Raw genomic sequence first — 22443 nt, 5'->3', positions numbered from 1 at the left:
GAAACTCCTTAGATTTCAGTCCAGTCGAGGACAACTTTGCCGCCTGAGCCCGAACGCGCGGCGTCGAACCCTTCTTCCCACCGAGTGGCGGGCAGCTTATCGGTGATGATGCTGGAAATTGACCGGTGCAGCTCCTTGTTCGACTGCAGCATGGCGCTCATGGCGTACCAGGTCTCATACATTTCGCGGCCGTAAATACCCTTGAGGGTGAGCATGTGGGTGACGACCTTGGCCCAGTCAATGGTGATGTCATCACTGGGCAGACCGAGCATCGCAATCTGCCCGCCATGGTTCATGTTCTCGATCATCTCGGGCAGCGCGGTGGGATGACCGGACATTTCCATGCCGACGTCGAACCCTTCCAGCATGCCCAGGTGCTGCTGCGCTTCGCGCACTCTGGTTTTCGAGACGTCGATGGCCAGATCCACGCCGAGGCTTCTGGCGAGTTCCAGTCGAGGAGCCGATACGTCGGTGATCGCAATGTGGCGGGCACCAGCGTGGCGGGCGACGGCGATCGCCATCAGTCCAATTGGCCCGGCTCCGGTGATGAGGACGTCCTCGCCCACCAACGGAAAACTCAACGCCGTATGTACAGCGTTGCCGAACGGATCGAAGATGGCACCGAGTTCGGGGGTGATACCAGCGTCGTGATGCACCCACACATTTGTTTCCGGGATGGTCACGTATTCAGCGAAGGCGCCGTCGCGCTGGACTCCGACCGACACTGTGCGGATGCACATCTGGCGGCGCCCGGCACGGCAGTTACGGCAGGTGCCGCAGACAATATGCCCTTCGCCAGAGACCCTGTCACCGACTTTGACATCGTGCACGCCCTCGCCGAGCTCCAACACTTCGCCGTAGAACTCGTGCCCGGGAATCAGTGGAGCCTCGATCATGCCCTGCGCCCATGAATCCCAGGACTGGATGTGAAGGTCCGTTCCACAGATGCCGGTGGTCATGACTCTGATCAACACGTCACCGAAACCGGGTTGCGGTGTGGGACGGTCTACCAACTCGAAGCCGGGGTGTGCCCCGGATTTGTAGAGTGCTTTCACTGCAGTGTTCCTTCCGCACTGGGCCCCGGGATGCCGCGGCCGTTATCCACCAACTGTAGTAAAGAGCCGACGTCGGCCGACTAGGCGTTGACGTCGAGGCGCTCCAGGATCAGCTCCCGGACGCGACCGGCGTCTGCCTGACCACGGGTGGCCTTCATGACACCACCCACAATTGCCCCAACGGCCTGAACTTTGCCGCCACGGATCTTGTCAGCAACCTCGGGCTGAGCTGCCAGTGCGGCGTCGATCGCTTCAAGGAGCGGTCCGTCGTCGGACACGACAGCCAGTCCACGCTGCTCGACAACCTCTGCGGGCGAGCCTTCGCCGGCAAGAACGCCGTCGAGAACTTCGCGGGAGAGCTTGTCGTTGATCTTGCCCGCCTCGATGAGCGCGTTGATCTCCACGATCATTGCTGGAGTCACCCCAGCATCTACGGGATCGACGTCGGCTACCTTGGCACGGCGGGAGATTTCGCCCATCCACCACTTACGCGCCACAGACGGTGAAACACCGGCGGCAATAGTTTCACCGAGGGCTTCAAGAACGCCAGCGTTGACGACGTCGCGGAACTCGGCATCCGAATAACCCCACTCGGACTTCAACCGCTTGCGGTGTTCGGCTGGAGGCTCCGGCAGACGGCTGCGCAGTTCCTCGATCCACTCGGTGGTAGTGACCATGGGCACCAGGTCAGGTTCTGGGAAGTACCGGTAATCATCGGCGTCGGACTTGGGACGTCCGGATGTGGTGGTCCGGGTGTCCTCGTGCCAGTGACGGGTTTCCTGAGTAATGGTCAGCCCTGCGTTGAGGAGGCCGGCCTGCCGCTCGATTTCGGACCGGACCGCGTGGTCCACGGCGCGCAGCGAGTTGACGTTCTTGGTCTCGGTTCGCGTTCCGAACTTCTCCTGACCGTAAGGCCGCAGCGACACGTTGGCGTCGCAGCGCACATTGCCGCGCTCCATCCGTGCGTCCGAGACACCGAGATTTTTCACAATCTCGCGGACAGCGGCGACGTACGCCTTCGCCAGTTCAGGAGCTCTGTTTCCCACGCCCTGAATGGGTTTGGTGACGATCTCCACTAGCGGAACCCCGGAGCGGTTGTAGTCCACGAGGGAGAAATCCGCGCCCTGGATGCGGCCGCTGGCGCCACCCATGTGCGTGAGCTTGCCTGCGTCTTCCTCCATGTGGGCGCGTTCGATCTCTACTGTGAAAACTGTTCCGTCTTCCAGCTCGATGTCGATGGAACCGTCGTAGGCAATCGGGTCCTCGTACTGGGACGTCTGAAAGTTCTTCGGCGTATCCGGATAGAAGTACTGCTTGCGGGCAAAGGTGCAGGACTCGGCAATCTTGCACCCGAGCGCGAGCCCGATGAGGATCGAATACTCGACCGCGGTCCCGTTCACCACGGGCAGGACGCCGGGAAGTCCAAGACATACCGGCGTCACGTTGGTGTTGGGATCATCACCGAAAGCGTTGGGCGCTGCCGAGAACATCTTGGTTTTGGTGTTCAACTCCACATGGACTTCGAAGCCGAGCACTGGATCATACTGTTCTATGGCCTTCTCGAAGGGGACCAGTTCTGTCATGAGTGTGTACCTCCGGAAGTCTGGACGGGAGTCTGCTCCTGCAACGGCGGTGCCTGGTTCAGCAGCGGCCCACCCCAGGTGTTCTCGAGCAGTGCTTCGAGCGCTGCTCCTGCGCGGTAAAGGCGTGCGTCTTCTCGGGCAGGTGCCAGGAACTGGATGCCGACCGGCAGCCCCTCGGACAGGCCACCCGGAACGGTGATGCCCGGAATACCGGCAAGGTTTGCCGGAATAGTGGCGATGTCATTGAGGTACATGGCCAGAGGATCGTCCAGCTTCTCTCCCAGCTTGAACGCCGTGTTGGGCGAAGTGGGCGAAATGAGGACGTCTGCCTGAGCGAAGGCGGCATCGAAATCGCGCTGGATCAGAGTGCGGACCTTCTGCGCCGAGCCATAGTAGGCGTCGTAGTAGCCCGCGCTGAGGGCGTACGTCCCCAGGATGATGCGTCGCTTGACTTCCTCACCGAACCCGGCTGCTCGGGTCGCGGCCATGACACGTTCAATGGTGAGCGGTCCATCTGCTGGCAGTTCGCGCGTGCCGAACCGCACGCCGTCGTACTTGGCGAGGTTCGACGACGCTTCCGAGGGCATGATCAGGTAGTAGGCGCCGAGGGCGTACTGGAAGCTGGGGCAGGATACTTCCACGATTTCCGCACCGGCATCGCGCAGGAGGTCCAGGGTTTCGTTGAAGCGTGCCTGGACACCTTCCTGATAACCCTCCCCCTGTAGTTCCTTGATAACGCCAATCTTCATTCCGTTGACGTTGCCGTTCCTTGCTGCCTCAGCCAGTTCTCCCACTGGGTCCTGGAGCGAGGTTGAATCGGCCGGATCATGGCCGCCGATGACTTCCTGTAGCAGCGCGGAGTCCAGAACAGACCTTGAAACAGGGCCGATCTGATCGAGCGACGACGCCATGGCGATGGCGCCATAGCGTGAGACGCCGCCGTACGTTGGCTTGACGCCGACGGTTCCGGTGACAGCGCCAGGCTGGCGGATGGAGCCACCGGTATCAGTGCCGAGTGCCAGTGGTGCTTCGAAAGCGGCGACGGCGGCCGCGGAACCTCCACCTGATCCACCCGGGATGCGGTCCAGGTCCCAGGGGTTGCGGGTGGGACCAAAAGCGGAGTGTTCCGTGGAGGAACCCATCGCGAATTCGTCCAGATTGGTCTTGCCGAGGATGGGCATGCGAGCAGCGCGGATCTTGCGGACCACGGTTGCGTCGTAGGGGCTCATCCATCCTTCAAGCATCTTTGACCCAGCGGTGGTGGGCTGGCCCTTGGTGACGATGAGGTCCTTGACAGCAATGGGTACACCGGCCAGAGGGTGCAGTTCCTCCCCGGCGGCGCGGGCACGGTCAACGTCTGCGGCGACGGCGAGCGCGTCGTCAGTGTTGACGTGCAGAAAGGCGTTGAGTGAACCGTCGACGGCTGCGATGCGGTCCAGGTGGGCCTGGGTCACTTCGACTGCGGTGACTTCTCCAGCCGCGAGCTTTTCAGCGAGGACCGCGGCGGTGTGCCGCGTGAGTTTGGATGATGACATGCGTTTACTCCTGATCCAGAATCGCGGGAACCTTGAATCGTCCGTCGGCGGAATCGGGCGCTCCTGAGAGGGCCTCTTCTGCGGTCAGGGTTTCTCCCACCACGTCTTCTCGGAACACGTTATTCAGGGGAATGGGGTGTGAGGTGGCCGGGATATCCTCGCCCGCAACTTCGCTGACGGACTTGATGGCGTCCACGATGACGCCGAGCTCCCCCGCCATTTTTTCCAGCTCTTCGGCACTCATCTCAATATGGGCCAGCCGCGCCAGATGCGCGACGTCCTGACGGTCGATGGCAGACATACAACTCCCCTGCAGATGGTTTGGGTTTCGGTATCCAGTCTACGGCTTCGCTCCCGTTTTCCCGGAGGCAGGAGCAGCTAGACGGCGTAGCGGTAGACGACCAGCTCGATCGAGGTGCCAGGGACGTTCCAGTCACGTTCCGGGACCCTGGTGAAATTGAGCGCCCGGTACAGCGCGTGAGCGCTCTCCCAGGTCTTTCCCGTGGAGAGGCTGACGGCGTTGACACCTTCGAGTCCACGGGCATGACCCAAGATGGCCTCAACCAGTGCCCGGCCCGCCCCGCTGCGCTGTACTTCTGGATCCACCACGAGCATCCGAAACTCAAGTTCATCCTCATAGGCAACCTCGGCGTAGCGCTCCCCTGCCTTTGCCAGGGTTACGGAGGCGATGATGCGATTGCCGCGTTCGGCTACCCAGATGAGGGCGTGTTCAGCACGATGCGCTGCGTCTCGGATCTGCAGCAGGTAGGGATGGTCGGCGGTTTCGAAGTAGCCACCGTGAAGGTAGGCCTCCACAGTGATGCGACCGATCGTGTCATAGTCGCCGTCGCGGGCCGGGCGGATAGTCAGGGACATAGTGGTGCCCTTCCGTGTTGCTTGTGAACCGGCTGATGGTGGATGAGGCTGGGGCTGCGGACGCTTAGTCCTCGGCCGATTTTACAGGCCCGCTCTTCAGCAGCGTGCGGAAGTCATCCTCGTCGAGAATCTTTAGGCCCAGCTGCTCGGCCTTGTCCCGTTTGGTGCCTGCGTTCTCGCCAGCGACGACATAGTCTGTTTTCTTGGACACAGACCCCGATGCCTTACCCCCGCGGCGGATGATGGCTTCTTTGGCTTCGTCACGGCTGAAATCGGTCAATGTCCCGGTGACGACGATGGTCAGGCCCTCCAGGGTTTTGGGAGTCGACTCGTCCACCTCGTCTTCCATCCGCACACCCGCGGCTGCCCAGCGGTCCAGGATCTCGATATGCCAGTCCTCGGCAAACCAGTCTCTGGCTGCCGCCGCGATGGTGGAGCCGACGCCGTCGACGTTGGCCAGGTCTTCCTCGCTCGCCGCACGGATGCGGTCCATGGAGCCGAAGGCCCCGGCGAGGGCGCGCGATGCCGTCGGCCCGACATGTCGGATCGAGAGGGCGACCAGAACCCGCCAAAGCGGCTGGGCCTTGGCTTTCTCTAGTTCCCGAAACAGTTTGCGGGTGTTGGCGTTGGGTTCTGAGGGTTTTTTCTCCGTTCCCCGGCTGTAGAAGTAGGGCACGAGCTGCTGCCCGGTAACTTCACCGTTCTTTTTGACATCGCGCAGAATACGCACGTTCGCCAGATCCTCAGGGGTGAGATCAAACAGTCCTGCTTCAGTGGTCAAGGGCGGCTCGTCTGGTTCTGCCGGTGAGGTAAGTGCGACGGCGGCTTCCCACCCGAGGGCCTCAATGTCGAACCCTCCGCGCCCGGACAGGTGAAACACGCGTTCGCGCAGTTGGGAGGGACAGGAACGCGCGTTCGGGCACCGGAGGTCCACGTCCCCTTCTTTAGAAGGCGCCAGCGGAGTACCGCAGGACGGACAATTGGTGGGCATCACGAAGTCCCGGACCGGCGGGTCCTGCTGATCGCGCAGGGCCATGACTGGACCCACAATTTCCGGGATGACGTCGCCCGCCTTCCGCAGGACCACGATGTCGCCGATTTTCACGCCCTTGGCCTTGACCACGTCTTGGTTGTGCAGCGTGGCCATTCCTACCGTGGAGCCAGCAACCTTGATCGGTTCCAATAATCCGAACGGCGTGACACGTCCCGTGCGTCCCACGTTGACCTGGATATCCAGCAGCTTGGTGTGCACTTCCTCGGGAGGGTACTTGTAGGCAACGGACCAGCGCGGAACCCGCGATGTGTGGCCGAGCGCTCGCTGCAGGTCAAAACTGTCCACTTTGACCACGATGCCGTCGATTTCGTGCAGCAAGCCGTGCCGATGCTCGCCGTAGTAAGAGATGAAATCGAGCACCTCCTCGTGGCTTTCCAACACTTTGAAATACGGCGATATGGGCAGGCCCCATTGCTCCAGCAGTGCGTACGTAGCTGACTGGCTTTCGGCGTCGAGCCCTGTGCGTGCCCCGATGCCGTGAACGTAGACGCTCAAGGGGCGCGACGCAGTCACCGCCGGGTCTTTCTGACGCAGGGACCCCGCGGCCGAGTTGCGCGGGTTGGCGAAAGGCGGCTTGCCATCCGCCAGCATCCTCTCGTTGAGCTTGATGAATTCCTCGGACGGGATGAACACCTCACCGCGGATCTCAACCTCGGAGGGAAGATTCTTGCCCTTGAGGGTGCGGGGCACGCCGTCGATCGTGAGGACGTTGTGGGTAATGTCCTCCCCCGTGGTGCCGTCGCCCCTCGTAGCCGCCCGGACCAGTACGCCGTCGCGGTAAAGCAGGTTCACAGCCAGCCCGTCGATTTTCAGTTCGGTGAGCCAGTGAACTTTCGTCCCGGGGCGTATGTTCTCCACGCTGGCCTGTGCCCGGTCAACCCATGCTTTCAGCTCGTCCAGCGAAAAGACGTCCTCCAGGCTATACATCCGCGCCAGGTGCTTTACCGGCGAAAACACGACTGAGACTTCACCGCCAACCTCCCGGGTCGGCGAGTCATTGGCAACAAGTGCAAGGTGTTGCGCCTCGATCTCTTCAAGCCGCTGGTACAACCGGTCAAACTCGGCGTCGGCAACCAGCGGCGAGTCCTCGTTGTAGTACGCGAACCTGTAGCGCCGCACATTCTCCACAAGGTCCGCATACTCGGCCTGCAGGTCAGCACTCGGCTGATCCTCGGCGGGAAGCTCGACGTCGGCCCCGGCTGAACTCTCGCTGCTGTTGTCCCTGACTTTAGTCACAGGACTATCTTGCTATATGCCGTCGACATTATGTCCCTAAGGTTGGCGTCCTGGGGCGAACGAGATCCGGACTTTGATTCTTGCGCGACGTCGGAGTCTGCTTTCGTGGGTAGTGAGAACCCATGTGAGTATGAACTCATGGATATCCGCTACCCCCGACCGTTAACACTCGGCGATACCGTGGGCGTTACATCGCCGTCGAGCGGTATCAGTGAAAAACACCAAGGACGTCTGGACTTTGCGACACAACTACTACGTGATCGCGGCTTCCAAGTGGAAGTTGGTGTATGCATGGACGGTGCGAGGCACGTCAGCGCACCCGTTGAACAACGCGCAGCGGAACTCATGCGCATGCTGCTGGATCCCCACATTCGAGCTGTCCTTCCTCCGTGGGGAGGCGCGACGGCCATCGACATCATTCCGCATCTTGATTTCGATGCGCTGGCTAACGCCGAACCGACGTGGTTCATCGGATACTCCGATATTTCGACGCTGCTCACACCCATCACACTCCGGACAGGGATGGCGACGATCCACGGAAGTAATCTGATGGACACCCCATACAAGGTGCCCGAGTCGCTGATGTCATGGATTGATATTGCTTCGATGCCTGCAGGATCATCCTTCCGACAGTCCTCACCTGGCGTTTACCGTGTCAATGATTGGAACCCTTGGGAAACCACACCCGGCGTTACACAACACTCGTGGAACGGCGAAGGTACGTGGGAACGTCTCGACCAGGGGCAAGACGAAGTGGACGTTACCGGTCGCTTGATCGGTGGGTGCATAGAGACACTGACCAATCTCGCGGGAACTCCCTACCTTGACACCATGCGACTCCGTGGCAGCGCCGATGAAACGTTGATCGTCTATATTGAAGCTTCTGGGGCCGAAGCAACAATGATTTGTCGTCACCTTCACGGGATGCGCCTGGCAGGATTCTTTGACGGCGCCAAAGCCATCCTTGTTGGCCGCACCGGAGCCCCCGACTCTCCAACGCTCACGCAGTCCGAGGCTGTACTCGATGCGCTGGGAACGCTTGGTGTACCCATCATCGGCAATGTGGAATGCGGGCACGTTCCGCCGCGCCTACCCATCGTCAACGGGGCCCTCGGGCATCTGGTGTTCAATGAGCAAGACCAATTCCTCGAGCAAACACTCCTATGAGTTACGTAGGATCGTACGTTTGGCAGCTACGTCAGCACCTTGGATCCCGCCTCCTACTCTTGCCAGGTGCCCAGGTTCTTGTCCTGCGCACCGATGGACACGCATTGTTCCAACGTTCTAGTACCTTTTGGAAGCCTCTCTGATCCGAATCTGCACACTTTGCGCTATCCCAATGGAGACCTGACTCACGCCTTCGCCATGTGCTTCTACCTCCCCGTCTGGGAGGGAACCGTGACGCCCGAAGCTTCCGAAGTCGCGGAGATCGAATTCTTTCCCCTCGACGCCGTCCCGGCGCCCACTCACAAGCCAACCCTGGAAGTGCTTCGACTCTTTGAGCTGTACCGGCAGACGGGAAATTTCCAGGCCAACTAGCAACCGGCGCTGGGGACTACGATCAGGAGATGCCGCTTAATTGGGAACAGGTAGTCGTTGATTCGAGAAATCCTCAGGCCCTCGGACGCTGGTGGGTTAAAGCCCTGGACTGGGTTGTCACTATCGACAGCCATGAAGAATTCGAGATTCGCCCGACGGCGGATTCGATGCCGGGGATGATTTTCGCACCGGTCGAGGATGTCAAGGCAGCAAAGAATCGGGTACATCCCGATTTTCGGCCTCAGGATCAAGAAGCCGAGGTGGAAAGACTGCTGGCGATGGGCGCACGCCGAGGCGACGTTGGCCAGGGCGAGCAACCCTGGGTGGTCTTGCTCGATCCCGAGGGTAACGAGTTCTGCATCCTCAGCGGTCGCCCGCTCTAGATGGTCTCCTCCGGTGGACAGCATCGCGCAGCGCCAACAGATGATGATTCCGTGCATGAACCGGGTATGGGAGGGTGATGGCATGATTTCTCCGCAAGCATTGAACGAGGCCGATCGCCGTGCCGTAGCAGCTTGGGCAGCGGACTGCGCAGAGCGAGTTGTCCACATGTTCGAGTCAGAGGCTCCGGCAGATCGGCGACCGCGTGATGCCATTGAGCGGGCCCGGGGCTTTGCTCGTGGTGAGCGCGGAGCCGCAGACGAGATCCGCCAGCGCTTTGTAGCGGTCCGTGCCGCGCAAGCAGCGACTTCTCCTGCAGCCGTGTCCGCTGCCGAGGCTGCCGCCCAAGCCGCTGCCGTCGCTCATATGGGGGCACACGCTCTTGGCGCGGCTGCGTATGCTGCGAAAGCAGCTGGGCTGGCGGCTCACGATGATCCCGCGGCGGTAGGAGATGAAGTGTGCTGGCAACTTGAACACATGACTGTGCGTGTCCGGTCCGCACTTCGACTCTTACCGCTGCTTGGCGAAAATTCATCAGGTCCACTCGGTCCTGGGCTTTTCACCTCAGGCATCCTTGCGTCGATCATCCGCGATATTCAAACCGACGTAAACGGTCCGGGTGGATGAAGTTACGGGACGATCTTGACGTTTTCACCCACGAAGTTGGCACGGAAGCCATCGCTCTGGACAGTGACACTCTGGAGCACTAAACCCTCTGGCAACCCCTCGATGTCGTGCTCGATGGTGACGAGCTTACGCACGACGTCGGCGTCGCTGACTACAGTCCCATTACCGAGCTCGTCGGCAACGACCGCGAACGGTACCGTCGCATCCACAACGAGCTGTGCAGCGACCAGCCCGTCCGGCCCCGTGGACACGCCCTGCCCGACCGACCGGACGTCACGGAGCGTCGAGCTCTCAGTCATGACTGTCCCCGCGTCTAGCTCAAGGTCGGCGAGCCATACCTCGTCCTTACCAAGCGTGGCTGGCGGCTCTACGTCATGCGGGCGCTCAGCACCGACCGTCGGCGACGGCGGGACAGGCCCCGACTCTCCCCTACCAGCCGGGTCACTCACCACCCACCAAAGAATTCCAACCACGAGCCCCAGGACAAGGAGCATCCCAATAGCACCGATCAGCCAATCCTTTACACGCGTCCGCTCCATGAGGACAGTCTGACCCAACAGTCCGCTAATCGTCACGTGAGACAACGTTTGAACAGGGTCGTCCCGAGGAATCATGTCAAGAGGTCCGGCTGAGTTGATTCGCGGAATCATTTGATTCTGTCCGGATAGCTAGTTGCGTTTTTGGTCCTCTTTTTGAGGTGGTCAGGGTGAGAAGTTCAGCTGTGAGCGCTTGGATTTGTCGTTGAATCGCTGCCGGGTTCAGTGGTTTGTTTTCCCGTGTCAGCTTCGTTTTGGTCTTCTTCAGAACGGTGCCTTTATCAGCGAGGACGCGCTGGTACGGGGTGGAGGGCTTGTCGTACTTCTTGGTGAGCTTCGAGCCGTGGCGTTCCTTCGAGATGAGTTTCTGCTGGGGCGCGAAATGGTTGGTCGCCAGCCGCTGCAGCATCCAGATCCGGTTCAGCAGGTCCAGTTCCCCGGCGGTATCATAGCGGTGGTAACCTACGGTCTGGCGGACGATGTGCCAGTTCTTCTGCTCCAAATGCGCGCCATCGTTCTTGTTCCCTGACCGGGACCTGGTGAAGGTCAGTTTCTCCTGCTCGCACCAGCGCAACAGCTCCCAGTTGATGAATTCGCTCCCGTTGTCAGAATCGAGTCCGAGGATCGGAAACGGGAACGCGGCGGTGGCGTCTTTGATCGCTGCGAAGACCCATTTCTGCGCCTTATTGCGCACTGAGCGGGTTTCGGTCCAGCCGGTGGCGATGTCAGTAATGTCCAGCGTGAAACAGAACTCTCCCTTCGAATTTCCGCCTTCGTGACCGACCAAGTCAATCTCGACAAATCCCGGCACGGCATCGTTCCATTCGGCCCAGGTCCGCATCGGGATCGAGTCCTTCAAAAGCGTGCCGGGCTTGGTATGGGACCGGCCTCGCGGATCCATTTTCGCCCGGTCGGCTTTGAGCCGCCGGTCGATCGTGGCCGGGGAAATCCGCAGCAACGCAGCCGCCGTGGCATCATCAACGTCAAGCTCTCCGAGCCGGCGCGACCTTGGCACCACGTCCGGCAGCGCCGCCGCCAGCAACCGACCGCAGGCGGTTCCCTGCACCGCCCAGCAGAACCGTAAGGCGTCGATGACCGCATCCCCGTAGACCGGTGGCCGCGGTGGCCGTGCTTTGACGGCTCTGAGCACCAGCGACTGCCGCAATACCCGGCGGGCGTGATCGCGGTGCCAGCCGGTCGATGCGCATAACTCATCCAGAATGATCTTCTTACCCGCCCGATCCGACCGTCCGTAGCGGGTGGCGGTTGCTTTCGTAAAGACCCTGCGTTCGCTCAATGTCAGCTCCATAGCTCACAGGGCCCGGGACGGCGGTTCCCGGCCCGGCAGACACACCGCTACGCGGACCTTCTCGAATGATTCTTCGATAGCAGCTACGCGGGCATCTTCTGTGAGTCAACGCGCGTAGTTGGACAAACGCCAGTCAGCTCCCGATGATGAAGTCATGGATGTGCGCCAAGAGTCTGTCGGTACAACGTTCCGCGCTCGCATCAGGGTTGCTGGCGTCTTTTCGACGACGATTTCCTACGGCGATATCTCTGAGGTTGCTTCTGCGAAAGAGACTGGAATCGTTGAGAGGATGAGATTGCGCATACTTCCGAACAGCACAACCGGATACTTGGTTGGCGGTCCATCAGTGCGCATCACTACTGGCAGTTCAGCGGTACTCGTCTCATCATCCGCTCCGGACAAACTCGTGGAGGCAATTGAGCGTCGGCGGATGCATACGGCTCCCTGACCTGAACTCGCTTCAGACAGTGGCGAGGCCTTGCCGGATATAGGGTTCCCACGATGCGTAACAGGGTTTACACGCTTGATTGTGTCCTTTGTCTGGAAAGTCGAGTCATTGACCAGATAAAGAGCGCCGACCAACCCTAGATTCGTAGTAGCGGCGTGCGCTTCCGTCGACGATTTCTTCGCCGACTCGGCGAACGCTCCCATCCTGTTCCAGTCGTTCAAGCGTGGCGTAGAGCGTCGTCACTCGCGACGAGAGCTCAGCCACCGTGAGCTGTTCAGCATCGCACGGAGTCAGTCATCCTCGTTATGGTGTTGGAGTGCCGCCGTTCACGTTGAGTGTCTCTCCGACAACGAAACTTGATTCACCCGAAGCGAGAAAGACATAGGCGGGAGCGAGTTCCGCCGGCTGTCCGGAGCGGCCAAGCGGGGCGTCTTTCCCAAATTCGGGAAGTTTATCTGGTGGATACCCTTGGGTCACCTGCAACGCACTCCACGTTGGCCCTGGTGCGACCGCGTTCACCCGGATACCACGTGGCGCAAGTTGTTGGGCCAAAGCCTTCGAAAAGTTATTGATCGCTCCTTTTGTCGTTGCATAATCGAGCAGGAAGGGCAACTGGTGGTAAGCCTCCAGCGACGCGGTCGCGATAATCGTGGACCCTGGTTTCAGGTGTGGGACGGCGGCCTTAATGATCCAGAACATGGCAAAGACGTTGGTCTGGAAGGTCTCTTCGAATTGCTCATCGCTGAGATCCTCAATCTTCTCGACGTACACTTGCTTGCCAGCGTTGCTCACGACAATATCCAGGCCCTCGAGCCCCTTGACGGCAGCGTCAACTAGAGCCAGGCAATAATCCTTGTCCTTGAGATCACCCGGAAAAGCGACTGCCTTACGGCCTGCGTTCTCGATCTGCGAGACGATATGCTGGGCATCCTCTTCTTCCTCAGGAAGGTAGGAGATAGCCACATCCGCGCCCTCTCGGGCGAAGGCGATGGCGACCGCTCCACCGATTCCGGAATCCCCTCCCGTGATGAGCGCTTTACGACCGGTCAGGCGTCCCGAGCCACGATAGGTCGTTTCGCCGAGATCGGGTACAGGGTCCATCTTCGACTGGATGCCTGGTTCCTGCTGCTGTTGCACAGGCGGGGAGATTGATGGGTAGCGGGTTCTCGGGTCATTGAATGCATACTGGTCGTGGGTCATCGTGATTCCTCTCAGATTGTGGCTACTGAACCGGCGTCGACCCGGTAATTTGAACCGTTGACAAAACTCGCGCGGTCAGAGCAGAGAAACCCAATGACATTGGCGACTTCATCCGGTTCCCCTCGGCGGCGTAATTCGATGTTCGGGCGCTTCTCGGTCAAAAAGCTCTCGATCGCTTGCTGAATGCTGACGCCGAGCTCATCGGCTCTTTTTTGCATCATCGCATCCGTCATCGGTGTGTGGATGAAAGCAGGAGACACTGTGTTCACGAGCAGCCCCTCCAGGGCATAGGTCCGGGAAAGACCTTTGGCGAACGCCAGCACACCAGCCTTTGCTGCACAATATGGCAATTCGTCATCATAGGGTTGTACGGCGTCTTCCGACGTCATCAGAACCAACCGGCCCCAACCACCAGTGCGAAGATCGGGCAGAAATTCCCGAACCAGACGAACGGGACCGATCAGATCCACGAGGATCGTGTTTGTCCACCCTTCATCGCTGATCTCGTGGAACAGACCTTGGGCGCCGGTAATGCCTGCCGATTGCACCAGGATATCGATATCACCGACGGCTTTGTGGACACTCGCATGCAGGGCGGCAAGTGATTCGACACTGGTGATATCGGCTGCGAAAGCATGCAACCGGCCAGGCTTCGCCTCCAGCTTCTCAGCCGCATCGTTCAACTTCTCCTGGTCCCGGCTGCTGATGACGACCGTGGCACCTTCATCCAGCAGCAGCCTGGCCGTGTGCCACCCGATCCCAGAATCTGCGCCGGAGACCAATGCTTTCCTACCCTCAATTCCCAAATCCATACCATCCACACTATGGCGAAGGTCCAAAGTTTAGAAGACCCTGTTACTCGCGGTAAGAGATCTCCGTGACGGCGTCACGGCCGCGAATGGTTTGGAGTGGTCATTGGACGGCTGCCAAACATTTTCAGCTGTGATGGGTGAGATTCACCGAGGCGCGAGCTCGTCGATTGTGATTGCTGCGTTAACCAGTGCAAGGTGGCTCAGCCCCTGTGGGAAGTTGCCGAGAAAAGAGAGGTCTGCCGGATCGATCATTTCCGAGTAGAGCCCTACGTCATTCGCCAGACCTATGAGTTCGTCCATCATCTCGACCGCCTCGTCGTGCCTGCCGACGCAGGCAAGAGCGGACGCCATCCAGAACGAGCACGCGACAAACGCTCCCTCCTCCGCCTCCATGCCGGTGTATCGATATAGCAATGCGCCTCTGCCAAGCTCTATGCGAATAGCATCGATAGTCGCCGACATGCGCGGCCCACGGTCGAAACCACTAGTGGCATGCAGCAGGACGGCTGCGTCCAGCTCATCACTTCCAGGGTGGGTGACATAGCTTTGTCTTGCCTCAGACCAACAGTTCTCCTCCACCCATGTTTTGATGCGCTCGCAGACAGAACTCCAACGAGCCGGTTCGCCGCTGATTTGGCCAAGCTCGCAGAGGCGCAGAGCGCTGTCCAGCGCCTGCCAGCACCCCATTTTTGAAGCGGTGTAGTGGTGCAAATCAGGTAGCTCCCACAGGCCAGAGTCAAACTCTTGCCATACCTCGCACACGTGATCCGCAACTGCCGCCAGCATGTTGCGCGTGTGCATGTCGAGCACGTTACCTGCTTCAACATAGACGCGCATGACGTTCATCAGGTCGCCAAAAATCCCAAGTTGAAGCTGCGTCCTCGCGTCATTGCCGACGACGACTGGGCCGATTCCACGCCAGCCCGGCAAATCCTGAGCCTCCTCCGCGTCAGGAGTTGAACCATCAAGACGATAGAAAATATGCACCTTCGAATCGTTCTCTTGGATCGCTTGGATGAGCCAGGAGATGGCCTGATGGGTTTCCTCGCGCAGACCAAAGCGCACCAGAGCATGAACTGTGAACGTGAGGTCACGCACCCACGCGAACCGATAATCCCAGTTCTTTCCACCCTGCATGTTCTCCGGCAACGACGTTGTTGCGGCGGCGGCTATCGCGCCACTGCGACTGTGGATCAAAAGTTTCAGTGCAAGGGCGCTGCGCTGCACTGCTTCTGCCCAGGGGCCGTCGTAGCTGAAGTCCGTTGACCATTGCCGCCAAGTATCAATGGTGCGTCCGAGGCCGATGGCGGTCAGATCCGGGATGGGCAAGTGCAACGGCTCGTTTCTGGTGCCCGCAACGACCAGCATGTGGTGTGAGTTCGCTGACGCGGTAAAAGTGCCGGCGAGGTTGCTCTCACCTTCTGCTGGTCCGTGGTTGCTGCCCTCCACCGCGAGCATGAGTTCACCGGCCCGGATAATCTTGCCGTGGGTGGTCATTTCCACCCGCGGAGAGGTCGTGGCGAAGCATGTGCCTGCAGTAACCTGCCAACGTAATTCCACGGAGCCCGCAATGCCATCAACTCGACGAGCCAGTTCTACCCAGGGCAACTCGCCTGCAAGACCAGTGACAAGGGCATCCGTCACACGTGCGACCCCTCCAGCAGTCGTGTAGGTCGTTTCCAGCACGTTGGTCTGCGGCAGGTAACGGCGCGTGAGCGTGAACGCGTCCACCGGTGCGAGTTCAATGGAACCGCCTGCCGCTGCATCCAGCAAGCGTGCGAACACAGGCGTTGAGTCGAGGTCAGGGATGGGCAGCCAGTCGATGGAACCATCCAGTGCAACAAGCGCAACTGTGCGCCCGTCGCCGATTGCAGCGTACGACCGAAGCACCACATAACCATTACGACGTTCCTGATCGTCCATGAGCTCACCCATCTTGTCTCCCTCGGTCGTTTCCCTAGTAGATGAAAATGTCTAGCCAAGATCGGTTATGCGCATGAATCAGCACCAGGAATAAGACGAAGTCGAACAGGAGGTGCACACACACAATGTAGGACAGCGACTTGGTGAGTTTAAAGATGTAGCCCTGCACCAAAGCAAAAAGGTAGATGAAGGCCGGACCCCAGCTGTGAAAGCCCAGCTCCCACAAGAACGAGGTGAAAAGCACGGCCTGCAGCACATTGGCCAGCCAATCGGGAAAATGGCGGCGCAGCAGCGCGAAAGTTGTGCAAATGAAGAACAGCTCGTCCCAGATACCCAGCACGTTGGTGCCCAAGAAAAGTCGGGCGACGCCGTCGGGCTCGGAAACTGCCGGCCAATTCTCATAGACGCCAGTATTGATCATGTAGACGGGCAGAAGAAGGTAGCCAATGACGACGACGGCGGGCAGATACCACTTCTCCAACCGCGTCCAACGCTGCCCTGTACGGACTGGGAACCGAATTGCGTGGTCACCGTAGCCATAACGTGAGACCAGGTACGGCACTGCGACGGCGAGCGTCATCGCAGTGCCCATAATTAACATGTGCGACATCGCGATGTCCGTGGTGATGGGCACCAAGCTCATCACCGTGACCCCAAACGCGATGAGAGCCAGATCCCGCAGCAGAGCCCGGTCCGCGATACCGGCGAGCACCAACGCGGCGCCGAGCATGCTGTAGCCCAGAATCGGCATTTGCAGAGCAAAGAGGGCAAACCCGGCCGCGGAGACCAAAATCGCAGCGGTCAGTTTCAGCACAGTCACCGGCCCGCTGGCGGTCGAACCGTCAGAAACTATCCGCGAAGCCGCAGGTTCGTTGATACCAGTGGAGACCGGTTGCTGATCTTGAGCCATCGGACCGCCTCTTCTCATTTCTCGGCATCCTTCGTCTGAGCCTGTCGGGGCGCATCGTCGCACGTCCTCAATAGCTTAGCTCGGGGCAGTGGACGCTGACCTATGATGAAGCAATGTCTCGGGGAGGCCTTTGACGTTGGCACCGCAGTAGCGGCTGGGCTGATCGTGTCAGTTCTGGCACGGCCGGTTGCCGACTCCATGGCTATCGCCTATGCGGCCGCTGTACTTGGAGGTGTGGGAGGAGCCCTGCTTTGGGTTTCACTTCGTGCCATCATCAGCGAGCGCCTCGACTCGGATTCCGGAGTTTTCGCCCGCATGATGTCGGTGCAGGAGACGGGCACATGGGTGGCCTTCGTCGTCGGCCTCCTTCTACTGGCACAAACCGACCTCTTCACGACTGTGTTTCTGGCGTGTGGGGTAGCCTGCGTCATTGGCGCCCTTGCGTTGTTGATCAGCCCGCCACGGGCAGTCAATGCTGAATCCGGCCGGGAAGCAACCGGGTTGAGCGGCGAACGTTCCCGCGCCTTGGCGCTGCGGCTACGGCTACGGCTACGGCTGCGGCTACGGCTACGGCTACGGCTACGGCTACGGCTACGGCTACGGCTACGGCTACGGCTACGGCCAATGCTTATCACCGTTGTGATCACCGCGTTGGCCGAATCGGCAGTAGCCATCTTGCTTCTGCTGCATCTACAACGCGGATTCGGCCTTGGAGTCATTCAAACTGCCTAAGTATTCCTACCCGGGGCGATTGCCATGGGAGTACTCCCGCCCTTCCTGCACAAAGCGGTCCTGCGGATCGGCCGGCGCCAGGCGATGATCGCAGCCTCAGTGTTCAGCGGCGTCTTCGCACTATCACTTGCCTTGGCACCGAATCCGGTGGTGATCGCCGGGCTATGGATCCTATGCGGAGTCGCTTGGGCGGTGCTGATGCCGATAGAGCAATCGGTGATTACGGAAGCGGCCCCCGAACAGGTGGGCGGGGCTATGGGCATATACACCGCCGCCGGGCTAGTCGGTGCCGCCATAGGTGCTTTTGCCGCAGGACTTTTGTACGAGTTCAGTTCCTGGCAGGCAGCATGCCTGATAGCCGGGGCAATCATTCTCTCCGGAGCAATCCTCGGCCCATGGGCCATCCGCCGGCTGGGCGTACAAAACATCCCGACCGAGCAACCCGCAACAATTCCGAATTCTTAGTTGAAACCGCTGCGACGCGGGTCCGGTTTTAGACCGACATCAGGGACGCGCCTATGGAAGAGTGGCATCAACGGTCAACATGGGGGTGGAAAGCGATGGAATATAGACGTTCGCGAGGGATGGCAGTTGCCGTCCTCCTTGCAGCAGTCTTGCTCACAGGATGCAGCACTCAGGATCAGCCGGGGAGCGAGAACCTGTCAGCATTCAGTTCTATAGACGGAGTTTACGAAGCCGTCGATCAATTTCTCGACTGTGAAGCCGATCCCGTCGGCGAGCCGATCGTACCGATGGGGGAAACCGGCCAACTGACGTCTGAGCAGAGGCTCTGCTCCGAGAATGTACAGGTAGACCTTTACCCGGATAAGAAGTCTCTTCAGGAGAGCTACAAGATCTGGGCGGATTCGAGTCAGGGCGAAGTTCATCTCGTGTGGGGCAAGAATTGGTTGGTTGTGGACGTCACTGGCGCGGTGACAGGCGAGCCGACAGGGTGGGACATCGAACGCCTAGCTGAGGAGCTGAATGGCGAGTACGCGGTTGTCGGCTAGTAGCAGACAACGATTCGCCCTCAACGGTGCCCTAGAGCACAGGTTCGTAGTTCAATCCGTCACTGAACACGAGTAGGGGTGCCACAGAGGTTTGCGATCAAAATTTGTTACCGCGAATCTACAGCCCGTTGCCTCTGAACAGTTCCCTAATTGCATCACCAAGGATCGGCTTGTACTGATGAGCGACTTGTTGACATTCACCCCCGCGGACAGTCAACACTAGTCTTATGGCAATCCGAGTACTTACCGAACAGAACTGCGGCAATGCGCCTCGCCACGAAATCAGCCGCCGCCTCGCCGTCGCACTGGCAAGCATTGACGCCACAGAACTTGAATCGCTGTTATCTGCCGACGCGGAATGGAACGTTCTTGGAGAAGTGCCGTGCAACGGCATTCCTGCGATTCTCGAACATGCGGCATCAACTTCCGCAGCTATCGAACTTCGGGTTGTCTCGGTGATTACGCACGGAAGGGAAGCGAGTATCGAATGTGCAGTCCGGTACGACGACGGTCACATCGTAAACTTCTGTCACGTACTTCGGTTCGCAAACACCGCCAAGACTGCGGCCATCACGAAGATTCGCACCTATCAGGCGTCTTCAGTCCCCTGATTGTCACTGTCGCAAAATTGAGGGCGTGCAAGGCCGGTACACGTCCATATTGGCTGGCCCAACGATGGTGCCCCTTAGCCGGTGGTTGACCCTGACGTAGCGTCAGTCTTTACTGTCGGCGTCGGAGTCTGCCTGTCTCCAGAACGGGTAAATCGATCATCGTGCCGTAATCCTGCTCCCACCCGTAATCCACGCTCTTCACTCGCAACACCCTGGGGCTCGCCTCGACAATCTGCACATTAATCGGCTCGTCCCGCTCCTCAAGGGACAACAGCCAAGTATCTGCGAGGTAGCTCAGTCCAATGTTTTCCAGAACTTGAGCGGCGTCGTCTTCACTTGCCGCATCATCGAATGGATAACCGCACACAGACACAGGACTGTACGCGTTGCCCTCCGGCACAAGGTATCCAAGAAGCTCCCCATCGTCATCTCGGTGGTACGGCACCCAATCTTAAGGAATCATCAGTCGATTCTACTAACAGCAGATTGATCATCACCAGATAAGCGTCCCGCAGCGGAGTCCCCCACCGGTCACCTATTTGATGGGCTCGGCCGCAGGTATGAAGTGCTAGCCCATCGTTCCGCAGGCTGCCAGCGATGGACATACCCTGGCGGTTGTATTGGCATCGGTACGGAACGGATCGCTACCTGTAGGGTATCGGTGCAGTGAATACTCGACCGGGGGAGATCAGACTATGAGTGGAATCGAAGACCTTATGGCGGAATCCAACGACCGGTGGGGTAAAGCAACTCGATTGGCACAAGGTATAGCTGACAACGGCTTGGGCACAGCAATGAAGGTTTATTATTTGCTTTACTTCCCGATCGGAATCGTCGTCCTCATTCCGCTTGGCGCGACAGCGGGGGCGCTTGCTTTCGGTCACTCTTGGATGAATCTGCAGAACCTGCGATTCGGGATGATCATTGCCGCCGTGGGCGTTCTTGTTGTCGGACTGATCTACAACGCAAAAAAGGTCGCTCCGGCAGCCAACATAGGAAGCGTAAGTGTCCTGATGCCGCTTGAAAGCCACGAACAAAAGCAGGTGAGGAGACAGATATCAGGCAAGAGTCCGGTCGAGGCGAAACACCTTGAAGTCACCCATGGCGTTGCAGTTCAACAGAGAAAGAACGCTGCTACTCAGCTTGTTATCATATCGTCGCTACAACTGGCCTTCATCGCTCAAGCTTTACCGGAAAGTAGTTCCATCTGGTGGCTAATGGCCTACCTGGTCTTCTTCAATTTCGTTGCCATAGCGGTGCTTATGCATGAATTTCGGCAACCCGGTCGCTTCCTTGTGAACACAGCAGACCAAGCCAGCGAGCAGAGTATCTGATCAAGAATAATTTTCAGCACGACAACCTTCACCAGGGCCGATCGGCTTCGTTCGCGATTTGCTTTGACAGTCCGTCGTCAGTCCTAATCTTTAGCTCTTCAGATCCTCGTCCTTCGCTTGGCGCTTCCGGCGTCGCAGCAGGAACGGCAAGATACCGAAGATAGCGATCGAGATTCCAACCAAGGTCGAGGGCCCACGCGATATCCAATCCTGGCCTAGTTCGAGCCAGAATCCTGGGTCTGGGTCAGACGGCAAGAACAATGAAAACCCGATTGGAACTGGCCTTGACCCCGGATGGCGGACAGGGGTTAAGGCCAATCGAGGACCGACATCCTGATCTCGACGAATATGCACCGGCCCAAGCAAACTAGTCAAACTAGTGAGTTCTTGGGCAGGCACCATCGCTATGTCTGACTCTGACCACAGAAGCGAATTGCACCTGAATGGTCTGCCCATCCCACGTGGCAGTCAAGAGCCTCTGCCCAGAAGGCTCTCTGACGAGATTGAGTGCCCGACTAACCGATAGGTCAAGTTCCCCTGCACAGATGGTTGTGACGCCGTCGTCGCTGTCGGAAACTACCGAGCAAATGATGGGAATGCTAGTCCCGGACGTTCCCATGCTCTGCAGGTGAACGGATTCAGGAATTGCTTCGAGTCTCCCGTCGCGCTCGAAGGATTGGTGGGCCTGTGGCTGGCCGGTCAGGATGGCGGCGGCCAACGCGGACGCATATACAGGGTCACCGGTGGCATCATAAACCTATCTCTTTCCAAGGAACGAGTGCTCCAGAGTGCCAATCAGACACGGGTCGGCATCTTCAAGAGGGCAACTTCTATACGTCAGCGGAACCTGAAAAACTGCGCTCTCACTTTTAAGGATGAGTGTTTCGATGCCGACCTCACCGTCTGGATCATCAAAACGGAAGGAGCCGACACGCCCTAGGTTTGTTGGACCGCTCTTCCTGAACCACGGTTGATTGGGCAGCCAATGTGCGAGGAGTTTCATTTTCGACGGAATCAACGTAGCTCTATGAACGATTGCCATGCCGCCCAGCCTATGGCCAGACGACTCCGGCGCCGTCGGCTTCATACGCCACTTTGTAAATTGTCGGTCCCTGGCGGGTGGCCTCTGATTGACTAGTCGTGTGATCAGGGAAGCGCGGGGAGAGGGCCTCCCTAGAATTCGGGACATCGAAGTCGCAGCAGGCGAAGCATTTCGAACCATCAACATGACAGCCATCGCTAACGACTCGCCACCAGACTTGGCTGACCTAGACGTGTACCAGCGAGAAGGCAGATCATGGGTCGCTACGGATTCGGGCAATGAATCGGTAGCTTACATTCTGGTTGACGACGTTGACCGACACGCCCACATCGAGCAGGTGACCGTCCACCCAATGCATGCCCGCCAGGGACTTGGCCGGTTACTCATCGAAGAAGTGGCGCGCTGGGCTGTGGCACAAGGACTCGAGGGTATGACGTTAACGACCTTCGAAGAAGTTCCGTGGAACGCCCCTTACTACACCCGCTTAGGATTCGTTCGGGTGCCCGAATACCAGTGGTCGCAGGGTATCCGTCAGATGGTGCAAGTAGAAAGTGCCCATGGTTTGGATGCCTGGCCGCGCGTAGTCATGAAAAAAGTGTTGACGACAGCGTAGCCGCGGGCCCCGTAAACCGATGGTCTAAATTCGCCGATCCGTCGCTGGACCCTGTGCGCTTTCGCATGGCGCGAAGA

At 59.1% G+C, this 22443-nt stretch carries 25 protein-coding genes; 11 read left to right on the top strand and 14 right to left on the bottom strand.

The window, feature by feature from the left end:
• Positions 1-8: 8 nt before the first annotated feature.
• The 6 genes from tdh to ligA form a co-directional block, all read right to left on the bottom strand.
• Positions 9-1055, bottom strand: a complete 1047-nt coding sequence (gene tdh, locus JOE65_RS06725; protein ID WP_205162491.1) for an L-threonine 3-dehydrogenase — start codon at positions 1053-1055, stop codon at positions 9-11.
• A gap of 80 nt (positions 1056-1135) precedes the next feature.
• Entirely contained in the window at positions 1136-2638 is a 1503-nt protein-coding gene (gene gatB, locus JOE65_RS06720; protein ID WP_205162490.1) for an Asp-tRNA(Asn)/Glu-tRNA(Gln) amidotransferase subunit GatB, read from the bottom strand.
• Positions 2635-4173, bottom strand: a complete 1539-nt coding sequence (gatA, locus tag JOE65_RS06715; RefSeq protein WP_205162489.1) for an Asp-tRNA(Asn)/Glu-tRNA(Gln) amidotransferase subunit GatA — start codon at positions 4171-4173, stop codon at positions 2635-2637. Before gatA ends, gatB begins: the two co-directional genes overlap by 4 nt.
• Positions 4174-4177: 4 nt before the next feature.
• Positions 4178-4474 carry an Asp-tRNA(Asn)/Glu-tRNA(Gln) amidotransferase subunit GatC gene (gene gatC / locus JOE65_RS06710; protein WP_205162488.1) on the bottom strand — a complete coding sequence of 99 codons (297 nt, stop codon included), beginning with the start codon at positions 4472-4474 and terminating at the stop codon, positions 4178-4180.
• 77 nt (positions 4475-4551) lie between these two features.
• Positions 4552-5049, bottom strand: a complete 498-nt coding sequence (locus tag JOE65_RS06705; protein WP_205162487.1) for a GNAT family N-acetyltransferase — start codon at positions 5047-5049, stop codon at positions 4552-4554.
• 64 nt (positions 5050-5113) lie between these two features.
• Entirely contained in the window at positions 5114-7339 is a 2226-nt protein-coding gene (gene ligA, locus JOE65_RS06700; protein ID WP_205162486.1) for an NAD-dependent DNA ligase LigA, read from the bottom strand.
• A gap of 105 nt (positions 7340-7444) precedes the next feature.
• On the opposite strand from ligA, the gene JOE65_RS06695 reads away from it, so the two are divergent.
• From JOE65_RS06695 to JOE65_RS06680, 4 genes are all read left to right on the top strand, one after another.
• Positions 7445-8506, top strand: a complete 1062-nt coding sequence (locus JOE65_RS06695; protein WP_338021566.1) for a S66 family peptidase — start codon at positions 7445-7447, stop codon at positions 8504-8506.
• Between the two features lie 66 nt (positions 8507-8572).
• Positions 8573-8878, top strand: coding sequence for an NUDIX hydrolase (locus tag JOE65_RS06690; RefSeq protein ID WP_205162485.1), 306 nt, complete (start codon positions 8573-8575; stop codon positions 8876-8878).
• Positions 8879-8907: 29 nt separating this feature from the next.
• Positions 8908-9261 carry a VOC family protein gene (locus JOE65_RS06685; protein WP_205162484.1) on the top strand — a complete coding sequence of 118 codons (354 nt, stop codon included), beginning with the start codon at positions 8908-8910 and terminating at the stop codon, positions 9259-9261.
• 82 nt (positions 9262-9343) lie between these two features.
• Positions 9344-9886: a putative immunity protein gene (locus JOE65_RS06680; RefSeq protein WP_205162483.1), complete on the top strand. Its 543-nt coding sequence runs from the start codon at positions 9344-9346 to the stop codon at positions 9884-9886.
• Positions 9887-9888: 2 nt separating this feature from the next.
• Here JOE65_RS06680 and JOE65_RS06675 read toward each other — a convergent pair whose 3' ends face one another.
• The gene (locus JOE65_RS06675) at positions 9889-10461 is read right to left on the bottom strand and encodes a hypothetical protein (RefSeq protein ID WP_338021565.1); all 573 of its coding nucleotides are present in this window, start codon (positions 10459-10461) and stop codon (positions 9889-9891) included.
• A 40-nt stretch (positions 10462-10501) separates the two neighbouring features.
• Positions 10502-11719 carry an integrase catalytic domain-containing protein gene (locus JOE65_RS06670; protein WP_205162482.1) on the bottom strand — a complete coding sequence of 406 codons (1218 nt, stop codon included), beginning with the start codon at positions 11717-11719 and terminating at the stop codon, positions 10502-10504.
• A 130-nt stretch (positions 11720-11849) separates the two neighbouring features.
• Here JOE65_RS06670 and JOE65_RS06665 point away from each other — a divergent pair, with 130 nt between their 5' ends.
• A complete protein-coding gene (locus JOE65_RS06665; RefSeq protein ID WP_205162481.1) occupies positions 11850-12179 on the top strand; it encodes a hypothetical protein in 330 nt (109 codons plus the stop codon).
• A 303-nt stretch (positions 12180-12482) separates the two neighbouring features.
• Here the strand turns inward: JOE65_RS06665 and JOE65_RS06655 are convergent, their stop codons facing one another.
• The 4 genes from JOE65_RS06655 to JOE65_RS06640 form a co-directional block, all read right to left on the bottom strand.
• Positions 12483-13379 (bottom strand): SDR family oxidoreductase, encoded by an 897-nt coding sequence (locus JOE65_RS06655; protein ID WP_205162479.1) that lies wholly within the window; start codon positions 13377-13379, stop codon positions 12483-12485.
• Positions 13380-13390: 11 nt separating this feature from the next.
• A complete protein-coding gene (locus JOE65_RS06650) occupies positions 13391-14191 on the bottom strand; it encodes an SDR family NAD(P)-dependent oxidoreductase (protein WP_205162478.1) in 801 nt (266 codons plus the stop codon).
• Positions 14192-14335: 144 nt separating this feature from the next.
• Complete coding sequence (locus tag JOE65_RS06645) at positions 14336-16126, bottom strand: glycoside hydrolase family 15 protein (protein WP_239536643.1); 1791 nt, start codon at positions 16124-16126, stop codon at positions 14336-14338.
• 22 nt (positions 16127-16148) lie between these two features.
• Positions 16149-17042, bottom strand: a complete 894-nt coding sequence (locus JOE65_RS06640) for a CPBP family intramembrane glutamic endopeptidase (RefSeq protein ID WP_420827490.1) — start codon at positions 17040-17042, stop codon at positions 16149-16151.
• Positions 17043-17126: 84 nt separating this feature from the next.
• On the opposite strand from JOE65_RS06640, the gene JOE65_RS06635 reads away from it, so the two are divergent.
• The 4 genes from JOE65_RS06635 to JOE65_RS06620 all read left to right on the top strand — a co-directional run bounded on the left by JOE65_RS06635 (position 17127) and on the right by JOE65_RS06620 (position 19377).
• Positions 17127-17756, top strand: a complete 630-nt coding sequence (locus tag JOE65_RS06635; protein WP_205162477.1) for a hypothetical protein — start codon at positions 17127-17129, stop codon at positions 17754-17756.
• 24 nt (positions 17757-17780) lie between these two features.
• On the top strand, positions 17781-18221 hold the full coding sequence (locus JOE65_RS06630; protein ID WP_205162476.1) for an MFS transporter: 441 nt from the start codon (positions 17781-17783) through the stop codon (positions 18219-18221).
• Between the two features lie 119 nt (positions 18222-18340).
• Complete coding sequence (locus JOE65_RS06625) at positions 18341-18766, top strand: hypothetical protein (RefSeq protein WP_205162475.1); 426 nt, start codon at positions 18341-18343, stop codon at positions 18764-18766.
• 227 nt (positions 18767-18993) lie between these two features.
• Entirely contained in the window at positions 18994-19377 is a 384-nt protein-coding gene (locus JOE65_RS06620) for a hypothetical protein (protein ID WP_205162474.1), read from the top strand.
• 109 nt (positions 19378-19486) lie between these two features.
• Here JOE65_RS06620 and JOE65_RS06615 read toward each other — a convergent pair whose 3' ends face one another.
• On the bottom strand, positions 19487-19822 hold the full coding sequence (locus tag JOE65_RS06615; RefSeq protein WP_205162473.1) for a hypothetical protein: 336 nt from the start codon (positions 19820-19822) through the stop codon (positions 19487-19489).
• A 250-nt stretch (positions 19823-20072) separates the two neighbouring features.
• Between JOE65_RS06615 and JOE65_RS06610 the strand changes: the two genes are divergently transcribed.
• The gene (locus tag JOE65_RS06610) at positions 20073-20711 is read left to right on the top strand and encodes a hypothetical protein (RefSeq protein WP_205162472.1); all 639 of its coding nucleotides are present in this window, start codon (positions 20073-20075) and stop codon (positions 20709-20711) included.
• 757 nt (positions 20712-21468) lie between these two features.
• Here the strand turns inward: JOE65_RS06610 and JOE65_RS15605 are convergent.
• Entirely contained in the window at positions 21469-21714 is a 246-nt protein-coding gene (locus JOE65_RS15605; protein WP_420827519.1) for a maltokinase N-terminal cap-like domain-containing protein, read from the bottom strand.
• Positions 21715-21853: 139 nt separating this feature from the next.
• Between JOE65_RS15605 and JOE65_RS06600 the strand changes: the two genes are divergently transcribed.
• Positions 21854-22366, top strand: a complete 513-nt coding sequence (locus JOE65_RS06600) for a GNAT family N-acetyltransferase (protein ID WP_205162470.1) — start codon at positions 21854-21856, stop codon at positions 22364-22366.
• The last annotated feature ends 77 nt before the right edge of the window (positions 22367-22443 follow it).

Origin of the sequence: Arthrobacter roseus (assembly GCF_016907875.1) — a bacterium.
In the GTDB taxonomy this organism is placed as follows: domain Bacteria; phylum Actinomycetota; class Actinomycetes; order Actinomycetales; family Micrococcaceae; genus Arthrobacter_J; species Arthrobacter_J roseus.
The sequence above is the reverse complement of the archived record's forward strand: the minus strand, read 5'-3'. Positions and strand labels throughout refer to the sequence as shown.